The 13171-nt window shown below is 54.3% G+C and carries 10 protein-coding genes and 3 pseudogenes; 6 read left to right on the forward strand and 7 right to left on the reverse strand.

What is annotated here, in order from left to right; genetic code table 11:
• Nucleotide 1: 1 nt before the first annotated feature.
• The 6 genes and pseudogenes from JZ00_RS09245 to JZ00_RS09265 all read right to left on the reverse strand — a co-directional run.
• Nucleotides 2-478, reverse strand: a pseudogene (locus JZ00_RS09245) (LuxR C-terminal-related transcriptional regulator); the annotation flags it as partial.
• A gap of 3 nt (nt 479-481) precedes the next feature.
• Nucleotides 482-691: a hypothetical protein gene (locus JZ00_RS31420; RefSeq protein WP_235433061.1), complete on the reverse strand. Its 210-nt coding sequence runs from the start codon at nt 689-691 to the stop codon at nt 482-484.
• Between the two features lie 209 nt (nt 692-900).
• Nucleotides 901-1800, reverse strand: coding sequence for an abortive infection family protein (locus JZ00_RS09250; protein WP_235433062.1), 900 nt, complete (start codon nt 1798-1800; stop codon nt 901-903).
• Between the two features lie 924 nt (nt 1801-2724).
• Complete coding sequence (locus JZ00_RS31780; RefSeq protein ID WP_327183120.1) at nt 2725-3006, reverse strand: helix-turn-helix domain-containing protein; 282 nt, start codon at nt 3004-3006, stop codon at nt 2725-2727.
• A pseudogene (locus JZ00_RS31705) lies at nt 3007-3138 on the reverse strand (helix-turn-helix domain-containing protein); the annotation flags it as partial.
• Nucleotides 3139-3789: 651 nt separating this feature from the next.
• Nucleotides 3790-4299 carry a helix-turn-helix domain-containing protein gene (locus JZ00_RS09265; RefSeq protein WP_082112060.1) on the reverse strand — a complete coding sequence of 170 codons (510 nt, stop codon included), beginning with the start codon at nt 4297-4299 and terminating at the stop codon, nt 3790-3792.
• A 294-nt stretch (nt 4300-4593) separates the two neighbouring features.
• On the opposite strand from JZ00_RS09265, the gene JZ00_RS31905 reads away from it, so the two are divergent.
• The 3 genes and pseudogenes from JZ00_RS31905 to JZ00_RS09280 all read left to right on the forward strand — a co-directional run bounded on the left by JZ00_RS31905 (nt 4594) and on the right by JZ00_RS09280 (nt 6713).
• Nucleotides 4594-4908, forward strand: coding sequence for a hypothetical protein (locus JZ00_RS31905; RefSeq protein WP_039588931.1), 315 nt, complete (start codon nt 4594-4596; stop codon nt 4906-4908).
• Nucleotides 4909-5076: 168 nt separating this feature from the next.
• Nucleotides 5077-5573: pseudogene (locus JZ00_RS09275) on the forward strand (hypothetical protein).
• A 576-nt stretch (nt 5574-6149) separates the two neighbouring features.
• A complete protein-coding gene (locus tag JZ00_RS09280) occupies nt 6150-6713 on the forward strand; it encodes a hypothetical protein (protein WP_235433064.1) in 564 nt (187 codons plus the stop codon).
• A gap of 87 nt (nt 6714-6800) precedes the next feature.
• Here the strand turns inward: JZ00_RS09280 and JZ00_RS09285 are convergent, their stop codons facing one another.
• Nucleotides 6801-7769, reverse strand: coding sequence for a toll/interleukin-1 receptor domain-containing protein (locus JZ00_RS09285; RefSeq protein WP_039588932.1), 969 nt, complete (start codon nt 7767-7769; stop codon nt 6801-6803).
• Nucleotides 7770-8816: 1047 nt separating this feature from the next.
• Here JZ00_RS09285 and JZ00_RS09290 point away from each other — a divergent pair.
• The 3 genes from JZ00_RS09290 (at nt 8817) to JZ00_RS09300 (ending at nt 13099) form a co-directional block, all read left to right on the forward strand.
• Nucleotides 8817-9998: a ComEC/Rec2 family competence protein gene (locus tag JZ00_RS09290; protein WP_039588933.1), complete on the forward strand. Its 1182-nt coding sequence runs from the start codon at nt 8817-8819 to the stop codon at nt 9996-9998.
• The gene (locus JZ00_RS09295) at nt 9995-12220 is read left to right on the forward strand and encodes a Mov34/MPN/PAD-1 family protein (protein ID WP_039588934.1); all 2226 of its coding nucleotides are present in this window, start codon (nt 9995-9997) and stop codon (nt 12218-12220) included. The genes JZ00_RS09290 and JZ00_RS09295 overlap by 4 nt, the downstream gene beginning before the upstream one ends.
• Nucleotides 12221-12349: 129 nt before the next feature.
• Nucleotides 12350-13099 carry a hypothetical protein gene (locus JZ00_RS09300; RefSeq protein ID WP_039588935.1) on the forward strand — a complete coding sequence of 250 codons (750 nt, stop codon included), beginning with the start codon at nt 12350-12352 and terminating at the stop codon, nt 13097-13099.
• Nucleotides 13100-13171: the final 72 nt, after the last annotated feature.

Raw genomic sequence — 13171 nt, forward strand, 5'->3', positions numbered from 1 at the left:
CTCACACCAACGCGTTTCGCTTTGCCATTTCAATCAGGTCTACCAAAGACTTGACTTTAAGTTTCTGCATGAGTCGTTTTTTATAAGTGCTGACAGTTTTATTGCTCAGAAACATGCCTTTGGCTATTTCCTTGTTGGTACGTCCCTGGGCAAAGAGTTGCAATACCATCAGTTCACGGTCATTGACGCTTTTGAAAAGATCCAGCTCGATACTGCGAGGATCGTCTTGGGAAACCGGTGTAAGTGCCTGGCTCGGGAAGTAGTTGTACCCGGACAACACCGCTTTGATTGCGCTGACAAGTTCGCTGAGGTCCTCTTGTTTGCAAACGTAGCCGGAAGCACCGGATTGCATGCAGCGGATACCGAACAGCGTCGGGGATTGCGCAGTCAGTACCAAGGTCTTGAGCGGAGTGGTCATGGCATTGAAGCGCGAAAGGATTTCCAGCCCGTCGAGTTTTGGAATGCTGATGTCCAGGATTTTCTAGACAAGACCTGTTTTGGTGTCAAAGCCCACAAGGCTTTGACTGCCTTTGAGCCCTTGATCTGCTTGGCTTTTAGGCCAAAGCTCACAAGGCTTGGTGCTCTGGCTCTGGCTCTGGCTCTGGCTCTTGATTCCAAGATCCACAAGATCTTGGTGCTCCTGCTCCTGCTCCTGCCTTGCTTCTGTTTCTGCTTTGACGTTAGGGATCATCCGAACAAGTCTATTTTTCGTTGAAGGAGACTGCTGGAGCCCCCGGATTTACAGGGGACGGGTCAGCTCAAACCGACTTGTTCGGAGGATCCTTAGAAAGCAAGCATCAAGATGCTTTATTGACTGGGAGTGCTCCTCAGTAGCTTTTCCTGACACACCGCGATATATGGCAAACCCCGGACGCCAAATATTTACACTATATTGGCTGTTCAACGAGTTTTCATGTGTGCCTTCAGTTTTTGCAATGTATAGATCGCGACCGCCCCAGCCAGGTTGTTTGAAAGTCTCGCTATATCCGCGTTGGCAACTTTGTCGCCGCCATGAGCCGTGCCTAGGTGAGTTCTTAATACGCCAGTTCCTTGAGCGATCGATTTCACGCCTCCCAACAATGATTTGATATCTTTGGAATGGTCAGTCCCATCGGGAATTATGATTGGCGAAAAATCGTCCACTACCGCGTTAATTAGCTCGGTTATCGTTTTCTTGCTTCCGAGGGGAATTTTCCGCATGTCGAGGTAGTGGCGGCAAACTGATTCCAGGAACTGGTTGGTACGGGTGAGAGAATCGCTTGCATCGATGTCGATGGCCAAGCGTGCTCCGGCCCACTGTTTTTCGAAGTAGTCGCCCTGCATCAAGCCTGACAAATCTCTGTCGATGCTCTCGCTTTGATCATCGGAAAACTCGGAGAGGAGCCTTGCAGCACTCTTAGCTTCACCAAGCTTTTCCCTAACTTTCTCTTCCACCGCTAACCAGAGCGAGTCAATCGAAGCTGGCGAGGCCAGCTTGGTGAGGTTTTCATCATCGTTGAAGTCGCTGAGGTAGCGAACAGTCATCGAGCCCTCGTACGGGGTTCCACGATATTGAGCGTCCTCCATTGTGTCCGACGTCAAAATTCGCAGGTGATTACCATCGAAGTTCAACATGCCGTATTCCCATGCGTCTTCATCAATCCTGCCAAATGTGATCCGCTGCCCACACGCGTAAACATCTAGCCCACTGACGCTTTCGCGCAGATCGTTCTCGACAACTTGCAGCCCGGCCCGTATCTCGCTACGGGTTTCCACCACCAGCCTGGCCAAACGCGATAGCGCTTCTTTTCTAGTAGTCATTGAGGGCGTACTTCTACTCTTGGAGGTGAATTGGATTGCCTCGGAGCATATCTGCATCGATGCGCTCGCTGCGAGCCCTTGGGCGCCTTCCTGCTTGCGAGTGGCGATGAGCCGTGTGGGCGCGCCGACTGAGATCTTACTGCTATGGGATGCCATTACCCCCGAGATGAATCCACTGAGGATCGGCCTGATGAAGTCGCTGGTCGGGCTGGTAGTGATTCAATCAGGGTGGATAGGTAATCCAGCCTGATACAGGTTGCTCGGGATGGGATTTTTTGCGCGTTCGTAGAGACTATTGCAGTGTCCACCCCATTGGGCGAGTGGACGTAAGCAGTACTGAGGTGGTCTCTGAGCATTGTGCGATGTGCGAAAGCCGCGGCCACTGATGGGCTGGCGCGCTCTCAGATAGGCGCAGCAATGTTGACAGTAGGATGAATCGGCTGAGAAGGATTTCAGGAGGCAGCGATGATGGTTCTCGCGAAGGTCATAAGTAGGTAATTTATAGCGCCAACGAAAAAAGCCCCACTAGGGGCTCCATGCCACCTCACAATCAGTTTGCAAGGTGGTTCTGCTGGGGTACATCGCTTAGGTTGTACAACCCTCCAGATGGAGAGGATACCGTCGGCAGATGAATTGACTGTATATACACAGCGTTGCTGTCAGCAGCTATGCGGATCAATCCAGTCATTCTGACTATGCGCCTCGCCAGACGGAATGCCCCAGTCCCAGGCCAGCTAGGGATCCTCCGAACAAGTCGGTTTGAGCTGACCCGTCCCCTGTAAATCCGGGGGCTCCAGCAGTCTCCTTCAACGAAAAATAGACTTCGGAGGATCCCTAGGAAACCTGGTTACCTTGCAAAACCTCTCGCACCAGAAGCTCCGCCAGCCCAGCACTCACTTCCCTCGCAACCCGCTTCGCCGACACTCATTTCCTTTTCAGGTGGTTGCTCACCGTCTGCCTGGCAACGCCCAGCTGCCTCGCAACCTCCGCCTGGGTCAGCCCCTGACCCATAAGCTCAATGATCTGGGCATGCAGTTCCAAACCTGCGACCACTTCTGGATGTGGATCCTTGGTAATCCCAGAAGGGATTTTGCTCCTCAGCAAGTCTTGATCACTGAGGTCACCCCATAGGTGATTTATGACCTCCTGCGGGGTTTGATAACGCTCCGCTGCATACGCCAACACAAGTAAGGTTAGGGGATCCACATTCAGGGCTTTAGCAAGCTCTTGGCTGACGTCGAGGGTCACCGAACGAGCCCCGGCTTCCAAGCGGCTCACATAGGAAGGATTGGCGGCTGGTGCCAGTTGCTGCTGTGAGACCTCACTCCGTTTACGGAGAAAATGGAGCGCGGAGGCGTATGCGAAGCGACATGAGCGTTCCTAGCAAACGCAACGATATGCTGGGATTGCCTTGTCACAAGCAAATGCCCATAGTCATTTCTGTCATGTTGAGGATCACTGGCGCCAATTCGTCACCCTCGAAGAATGACTTTTACGCCCAAGCGGGCATGGGCAACCCTAGCGACCCATGCGGTTACGATACAGCTCAGCAGCAAGAGGCCCTGCGGACGGCCTATGTTGCGATCACTCGTGCAGTAACGTACTGCTATTGGTACATCACGTGGGACGAAAAGGTGCCCGCCTCTGAGAAAGCGAGCCGTCATATCGTCGCGGGGGAAGCGTTCTGGGACGTCGTGGGCCACCGGCCTGCGTCGCGTTCGGATGGGGTCAAACGCAAAGCACTGTAAGTAGAATAGTCCTTTTCGCACCCTGGGTACTGATATGAGGTACCGAGTCCTAGTGGTCACGCTGAGCGAAAATGTAAACAGAGGACGCACCACGAATATGGCTTACTAATGTGGCGTTCATGATGCTCTCAACTATGCGAGAACAAATAGGTGAGAGCATCATTGCCTGCCACTTGTGCCAATGCGGCGCACCTGAGACTGGCAGACTCTGGGCTCGCTCGGAGTCGAACCTAGTTCAGTCTTATGCAGGCAATGGCCTCTCCCAAAGAAACCCTACGGTTGATCGGCTCAGACCCAATCGCCGCGCAGTTTCGGCCTTGCTCAGCCCAACCTCTTTGCACTCAAGCACCTTCCGCAACTTGACGACATCAACTGGTCGCGCGGCGGGCCGTTTGTGAATTGTCATACCTTCGAGGTGCGCTTTGATATCGTCAGAGCTGACCTTAGCTTCGAGCGCTTGCAATTGTTCAATGGCCTTGGCGAGGAGATCGGCAGGGTGGGCGTTGTCGCGTGTGGAAACAACCAGGGCCATGAACGACACCGGGCTCAGCCCGAGCGCCTCGGCCAGTTCCGCGAATTTGTCGATCGTCGGGCTGCTCTGAGCGTTCTCGATCTTGCTCAAATAAGTGCGAGACGCAGCATTGGCCAAGCTCTCCTGTGTTAGTCCCAGATTTTCCCGCACTGCTCGTACGACTGCCGCCAACGCTTGCTTCAACAAGACGATGTCCTCAAAAAGAGAGGATGTAGCCATGTTGGCGTGTACAGTTACACATCATATGATGTATAAAACTGTCCAGTTCGATCCTGGTGACCTCGCTTGCGGTAGCCAGAGCAATAGTTCGGTGGTGTTAGGCGCGACGGGCTGGGAGGGCGCAGCCTTTGGTCTGGCGTTTGGCGGGCGCAGCGAGACTGCGGTTAGAGGCAAACCAAAGCCGTTCAATAATCTGCTAAATCGCCCGCGTTCTGCTGGCCTGCCGGACATAAGGAGGCGGCGTTACTCGCTCTTTATCCGTAGCAGTTTTATTAATTTTCGAGAATCAAGTAGATGTCAAATTGTGATTGGGCGCGAGACCTCCAGGAGACTGAGGAACGTCAGAGCGCCTGGCAAGGTTTGCCCCCTGATGTCGTCCGGGCCCAGGACGTCGACTGGTCAGTAGGTGTCGACGCGTATCTTTTCAGCGCGGCAAGAGTAGGACAGCGATACGTCGCGCTCGTCTACAGCGACCAATCGGGAGTGTCGGAAAACGGTATGACAGTTGCGACGCCTCCTGTGCGGTGCGTCGACGAGAGGGAGGGCTTCAAGCTGGTTCGTACCGTCGCAGGAGATCACTACGTGATCATAAGCGAACATGGCGGATGAGAGTGTGGAGGCCCGATTGTCTCTAGCGGCGAGCGAGATGATGAAAGAGACAGATAACCGCAACTTCATTTTCAAATATGTACTGCATGACCAACGCCGTCAGGCTGCGCTTGATGGTTTGTATAGATAGTCACGCCCGCAGTAAACCAATGCGCTTAAGGAAGAAAAATGGCTGACCTCGAAAAAATAATGGTGACTATCAAGAATTATGACGTCCAAGCGCAAGGCGATCTCGATGCCCTTTACAGTCGCGTGAGACTTGAAGATGCACGAGGAGAAACGTTCTATTTCAAACAAGTGGTCGTTCCGAAATACCTAAAAAATCATGGGGCAATGGCGACTGAGACTCCACGAACCTGGTATTTCAAAAGAATCTCTAAGAAGACCATTGTGGTGCTGGCTTTTGAAAACAAAACGGAAAAGTCGAATATGATCTCAATGACATCCGCTTGATTGCTAGATCGACAATATTGAAAGGCGTGGTGTTCTCGCTCGGTTCAATTCCAGCAGCCATGATTGCCGCTACGGCCACATTCGGCCTTGGATTAGTGATCATTCCTATGGGCCTTTGGTACGGATACAGGAACATTTTCAAGCTACCTGCAATGCTGAGTCGCAAGACGCTCCTTAACGATTTTGCGCAGCACGGAATCATAGTTCGTTAATTTCCACGAATGTCGTTTGGACATGCGTTTCGGCTGCGGTAGTCGAGGCCGCTAACTTATGAAGCTGACCTCCCTACCTCCCGTCCGACCTTCGCTGGGTGGCGTAGCTTGGACTTGCAATCCATGGATATGGCTAATGGACAACCGCGCAGCACCCACTCAACTAACTATGAGTACTTACGTGCTCCCAGGGCGTCGTGATGAGTGATATCTGGCTACGAGAACGAGAACGAAGGAAGGCGCTATGGCAGCTCGCTGAGCTGGTACCAGGCGATCAAAGCGCACGAGCGATCCTGGAACGATTGGATGAGCTTGTACGACTTGATCATGAAGTTCCATTGAGCGCCTGCCATCTCGACCACGCTGAGCTGGTTCGGCTGCCTAGGGAGGCTCATCCCGTAGGGTGCTGGATTATTCGGGACGCAGATATCCCAGAACCTTGGAGATCCCGCTTTGCGGTGGCTCTGGGGCCCGCAGCTCGCGTGGAGGCAGGATTCTACTGGCATGATTGGACTGATTTTTTAGAGGCTTGGGAGCGCGAAGTCGCGCACGTGGAACAGCATCGATTGGCACTCGATGACGAATAACAGCAATTTCCCGAATGCCCACGATGTTGCTCCAGTGGCTCAGAGTGGTCTCTTGAGCGTGGAAAGCAGGGAATTAGTCAGCGGGAGGAGAATGATGGAGCAGCACGTAAGAACGCTGGGCCGCGACAACCTATCAGAACTCGAATCTGTTGAACGACTAGTAGCGTCAATCGGGCCAGCGGCGTTCGAGGCCGATGTACGACTTTTATCGAGCCTGCACACTGTCGATACCGAGTCAGCTATCCAATCGATCAGCCGCCTCACCCATCCCTCCCTAATCGGAATGAGCGAGACACCCTTCCGAGTTTTCCAACGGCTGTGTGACGAACTGGTGTTACGAGCGCCGGCGTTGCTTCAACGCCCAAGTTACCGTTGCAGAAATGGTGATACTACTGCAGTCCCTTTCGAGCTCTGGTTGGCTATCGTCCGGCATGCCCGAGAGTTTTTTGACCCAGCAGGGTTGGATGCGGATTTTTTGGTCACGAGGATGCGCGAGGGACATTCGAGCAAGGAGGCCTTCGATGCCTTGATTGCTTCGAAGCGTCCCAAATGACGGCAGACATCGACACCATGCGATAAGCAACCGATGCGCGTCCCGCCTCCACTACATCACTAAGTCTCTGTGGTTGATCAGGAAGGATCATCTCCCGCGCTGTAATGGCGTGATGACGATGCCCCAGAGCGCTTCCGCAGCACCTTCTTGAGATAGCTTTTGATCGTGCCCAGCGTAGTGGGACATGCCCAAAGTTTTCAAATACAGGGCTTGATCATCAGCGTTTACCGACAAGGACTCGTTGTAGCTGTTACCCGCAAACGAATCGCCTTGGCTGTAATAAATCCCAGCCCCCATCTGACCTCCCGTGAATACCGTCCCTCGGGCCACGTCCTGTCCGTCCTTGTAGATGACCGCAGAAAAGCGATTGGCGTCAATTCGACGATACACGCCTTCATAGCCAGGATTACGAGCTTGAAGCTCTTGCAGGGAGTTCTCGAAATAGCGAGCGATGTACTCGAAAGTGTCCAGCAAGAACTGATCTTTGTCCCGGTGGGTAAAGCTCTTGGCAACTCGTAAGTTACTCGACCGAGGGCCGGCAGGAGCTGAATGGGTGGGCGGCTGTGGAATAACTGACTCCACGTGCTCGGGTTGCGATGCAGGACTGGGCATAGCCTGGCGGCATCGTTCTGCAGCCTTGCGTACCGCCTGCGCCACCTGCAGGAAAGCCACATCCCGGTCGGGCCAAAGGGTGACCGGTTTACCATCCTCAGGCGTGGCAAGCAGCTTGCCGAAGGGAGCATGGTGCCAATCACAAGCGCGCAGAATCACAGGGATGACGATCGCGTCCTTTGCCGCGTGGCGCTCCATGGCGCGAGCCATCTCGATGTTGTAGCAATAATCTGAGGCGATGAAGTCCGGGCTGACTAGAAGGAGAATGATTTCGTCACTGTTGATTTGGTTGTCGATGGCCGCATCAATTTCCTGACCTGCACCAATCCTGCGGTCATGCCACGTGTCGATCACGCCCTGGCGTTTAAGCATCGAGAGCTGCTTTTCCAGCTGATCACGAAGCGCTTCATCGGCATGGCAGTATGAGAAAAATACGCTTGGCAAGATTGGCACTCCCTGGATTTGTGATGGCTTTAGATCTTAGGGGCTGTCCTATGACGAAGTACAGGCCCTAGCCTACAGCATGCTGATCACACCGCCTGAACCGACCCGCTGCCACGTCAGGCCAGGTGCCTGGAGTTGTTCGCTGTCGAGTTCGATTTCGCAGCCATGGCGAATGCCGGGCCAGTGAAACTTGCCTTGATTCAGGCGCCGAGCGGCAAGCCAGACTTGAGCCCAGCGAGGGTCTGTTCGATGAGCAAGTACTGCAAGTGCGTCTGCAATTGGTTTATTGAATTGTCCGCTAGTTAGGTACGGCAGCGCCGCTAACTTCAGGCTCAGTTCATAAGCGAGAGGGCTCGATTAGATAGATTTGGCAAGTAAGTTGTGCAACTTTATGTCGCTAATTTGACGCTGATCTACTGTCGGTTTTCAGGCGTTCCTTTAGGTGCGTCATAACTCGTCGCATCGAGAAAATCCCATACAGATCTGAGTTTGTAACAATTTATTACGCCCTCTTTCCTGTTAAGCCCTTGAAACATCAGGGCTGTGCATCTGTACAGTTTAAAAATGGGATCCAACCGTAGCTGAGTACGCAGGCTACTCGTGCGACAGGCACTTGCGGTCGTGCGTGGTTTTGAATATGTTGTATCTGTCCTTTGTGTAAGGCACTAGATGTAGTGTTTTTTTGGGCGGCCTCGAAACGGATTTCTTGGGGTTGTGCTAGGTGGCATGCGGTTGAGCCTTGGCTCATCGTAGCTACCGTGGCCAGCGAAGAACGGATGGTGATGTGCGGTTGAAGTGGCGGCCCAGGCTTGCCGGTTAGGCTGTCCAGGCATCAGGGAACGAGCATCTCAACATTCCTCCGGTTCTCTTGAAATCTGACCTCAGCACATGTTGCGTAAATATTACTCACCAAAGCGATGAATCATTTGCGCCCTGTTTTATAAGAGGCGCGATGGTGCATAAAAAAATAAACGTTTTTCAGTGAATGGAAGATGATGCTCGGCTATGGCCTGAGGGTTATTTTGCAGATAGCGCATGGAGGTAAGAGTGCCCGCTAAATTTACTTTTTTCCAAGTCGGTAACGGGGATATGACGCTCGTACGCTTGGCAGACTTCAATGTCACGAGCATCTTGATCGATTGCCACATCCGGGGAAAAGCTGACGACCCGAACGATGACACACCCGATGTGGGGCGAGCACTGCGCGAGCGGCTTTTGCGGGATGACAAGGATCGTCCGTACGTTGATGCCTTCATGTTGAGCCATCCGGACAAGGATCACTGCGGCGGGCTGAGCAAGCATTTTTGGCTGGGCCCTCCCGATCAGTATCCGGATGATAAAAAGGATCGCTGGGAAAAGCGCATCATCATTCGCGAGCTCTGGTCTTCGCCTCTGGTCTTTCGGCGTCGGTCGCCAAATCACACGCTGTGTGATGACGCGAGCGCTTTCAACAAAGAGGCGCGTCGGCGCGTCCAGTATTGGCGTGATCACCGCTGGGCAGCCAGCGGCAACCGCATCAAGATCATGGGCGAAGACGTTGATGACAAAACTGACGATCTGCGCGCGATCCTGGTGAAGTCGGGCGAATGGTTCAGTGACATCGATGGGTCTTCTTCGTCAGTGTTTAGGGCCCAGCTCCTGGCTCCTGCACCTCATGAAGATGATGCTGCGCTGGAGGAAGAGCTGACCAAGAACGAGTCGAGCATCGTCATGAACATGCACATCTCGCCGTCTCAATTCAGCAGCAAGCGTACCCGGTTCTTCGTAGGTGGTGATGCCGAGGTTCTCATCTGGGAGCGGATGTGGAAACGCTTTGAGGATGACCCAGAAACGCTCGCTTACGACTTGCTCCTCGCGCCACACCACTGCTCGTGGCACACCCTGTCCTGGGACAGCTGGTCGGGTAAAGGCGAGGACGCGAAGGTATCCCAGGCCGCGCGCAATGCTCTTGGCCAGGCAAAGCAGGGCGCGACGATTGTATCCAGCAGCAAGAAGATCGTTGATGACTTCAACGATCCACCTTGCATCCGCGCCAAGCGTGAATACAGGTCGATTCTGCGCCCAGTGGATGGCTGGTTCGCCTGCACGGAAGAGAATGGCTCCAAAGGCGTACTCGAATTGGAGTCGGCCTCTGACGGTACGGTGATCAAGGCTGCGGTAGCGGTTGCCGCAGCTGCGACCTCGGCTGCGGCTGCTGCGGCCCCTCGCGCAGGCGCTCCTAGAAAATGACCAGCTTCTATGCGGTCGGTGACCCAATGGGCGATCAGCCCGAGTCTATTCATGCCTGCACCCGGGCGTTGGTGAAAGCATGCAAGGGGGCCTCGGGTGTCGAGTTCCTGGAGCTTCGGCAGGAAGCTGAGGCAGGCGGGGTAACCGAGTACGTCGTCATCGAGGCGGGCGACGGCACGATTACCAGGGCTAACCCTGGGGGAATCCACCGTGTAGAGACCTTAGCCATCGCAGTGAATCCACGGCTTCGTGTTCCGGTGACTGTGCATGCGCTTCGCACAGATTTTCCTGCGTTATCACATCTTCATGGCTCGGCGCCGGGTACGCCGAAGATCCTGTGCCTCTACGATGTGGAGTGGAGTGGCGTTGAGCGGATTTGGACGGCTGAACGGTTTCTTGAGCGTCTGTTCTGGTGGCTGCGTGAGTCATCGGAGCTGCGCCTGCACCGTGAAGACCAACCGCTGGAGCAAATGTTCTACGCGAGCCCTTTCCAGCTCATCCTACCAGCGATAACTCCGGCGCAGCTGGCGAGTGACGATTGCAAACTGCACGTCCTGATGACAGACAAAAGCGACAAAGTCACGCTGCGTGCGGTCATGGATTCCAGTGGAGCGACCCAAAGCAATTATCGGTTACTCAATATCATGGTGCCCCCCGTTGAGCCAACGTCGGTGGCCATGTTCCCGCTCAACCTTGGGGAGTTGCATGACCAGTTGGTGGCGTGGGGCAGCGAGCTTTCTGCGCAACTCTCAAATGCTGTGCGTGAAGCAGCTTCTGGCGGGCTAAGTCGGGCAGCTCAGAACGAAAATCAGGGCATCTTGATCCTCGCTTGGGTACCCAGACTTCGCAATGGTGAAGTGGATCGGATGGATGTCAAAGGCTACATGCTGGAGATCAATCTCTTCGATCTGGCAGCCTCATTCGAGATGTTGGCACCGCCGAACGCAGACGGTGTTTGTTATCCCGCCGTGCAGTTGGGAGGTTACACAGGGGAGACATGGAAGGGGCTTGGCCTCAGGCCTGTGGAGGTGCGATCTTCGCTGAACGCGACGTTTGCCCGAGACCTCTCTGCTGTCGATCCTGGCACTGCAACTTTCAAGGGTGTGTTGGCTGGTGTAGGTGCGTTAGGGGGGATGCTTGCCGACATCTGGGCTCGCTTGGCCTGGGGCACTTGGACGTATGTAGACCCGGATTTGCTCCTCCCCCACAACGTGGTCAGGCATGTCGCAAACGACAGATTTATCGGCTTACGCAAAGCGGATGTGCTTCGGAGGATGGTAGGGCAGATCTATCCGGGCGAGCCGGTACCTGCTGCGATCTGCGACGGCATTCTCGCTGACGATCCCCGCATCAATGAGGCCATAGAGCACGCTGACCTTTTGATCGATGCCACCACGACGCTGGCTGTGCCTCGTGATCTGGCGCGACGGGATCATTCAACCCGGATGGCCAGTGTCTTCCTTACTCCATCAGGGATGTCGAATGTCATTCTGCTAGAAGACTCGGCACGGTTGCAGCGTTTGGATGCCCTTGAAGGGCAGTATTACCGCGCAATCTTGAACAGCCCTTGGGGTGAAACCCATCTCGTCAACCATCTTGGCGATCGGTGGGTGGGTGGCGGATGCCGGGATATTTCGTTCCGCATGTCGAATGAAAACATCCATGTCCACGCGGGACTAATTTCCCGGAGGCTGCGCAAGGTCGTAACCGGCGCCGAAGCCAAGATCATGATATCGGCGTTGGATGATGAGTCTGGCAGTGTGGGATCACATGGGGCCCTGGTACATCCCGTCACCTGCGCAACGATTGGAGAGTGGTCGGTAACGTATGACAGTGGCCTTATCGACAAGATCAAGGCACAGCGGCTTGCGGCGCTTCCCAACGAAACCGGTGGATCCATACTCGGTATCACTGACTTGAAGACGAAGGCCATCGTCCTTGTCGATACCCTGCCACCTCCACCCGACAGCGAGTCGAGTCCCACCCATTTCATCCGGGGCAAGGAAGGTCAGTTAGAGGCACTGAGGAAGGTGCACGATCTGACTGCTGGCACCGTTGACTATGTCGGGGACTGGCATTCCCATCCGAACGGTTGTTCCGTCAAGCAGAGCGCAGACGACCTTGCCCTGTTTGCCACGCTGGTCAGCCGGATGCAGATAGAGGGTTTACCGGCACTGATGCTGATCGTTTCCGATGCTGATCTCGGCATTTATGTGAGGTGAGCCTTGGCGTAACGGGTTTCATCTTTGGTTAGTTGTTGGCGAGCGGCGAAATTGCGCGACAAGCCTAGATGATCGACGTCTGCTTGTTCGATTGATGCCCAAATACCATGCACTGCGTGAGGGGTTGGTATGGATTTCAGCAAGGTTTTTGATGCGTATAAGTACAAGGCCAGGGTAAAGCCTGCTTTGCTGTTGGTGTTGCCGGTAGTCATTTACGTCATGGCTTTCTTCGAAGCTGCGCGATCCTTGAACGGGGTGATCGCAACCTTCCTAGTATCGTTCGGTGTGGTCGCCTTTGCCGCGAGCCAAATGTCCAGCAAAGGCAATAAGCTCCAGGAGAAACTGTTCAAGGCGTGGGGTGGTGCCCCAACCACCATCGTGCTGAGGCACTCCGACGACACGTTGGAGCGGCCCACGAAAAAACGCTACATGCAGCGTCTGGCGAATCTCATAAAGGATTTCACCGTCGTCACGGAAGAGGAAGAAAAAACTGACCCAAAGGCCGCAGATGATGTGTATCGGTCTGCGGCGAACTTCCTGCGTGAACAGACGAGAGACACGAAAAAGTACGCCATGATCTTTGACGAAAACGTGGAGTATGGATTCGCCCGGAATCTCACGGCTTGCAAGTCGACAGGCATCCTAGTGGCCCTGACCTGCGTCGCGCTCTGCCTGGTGAATCTGTATTACACGATAGGTTTGCCCCTGCAAGAATTGAGCTTCGAAGCGTTAGCGATACATCCAATCCTGCTCGCAGCCACAGGAGTTGAACTGGTCATCTTGCTTTGCTGGATCTTCCTGGTGAACCACGATTGGGTTCGGGTTAGAGCCTTTGCCTACGCACAGCGTTTGTTCGCTAGCTGCGAACAAGTCAGCTAGAGCATGCCGAACGCAGTCTCCACAGCCAACGTCCAGCTAGGGAGCAGGGCGAGAGCTGGTCGACGGCCAAAC

It is taken from the genome of Pseudomonas frederiksbergensis (genome assembly GCF_000802155.2).
GTDB lineage: Bacteria > Pseudomonadota > Gammaproteobacteria > Pseudomonadales > Pseudomonadaceae > Aquipseudomonas > Aquipseudomonas frederiksbergensis_A.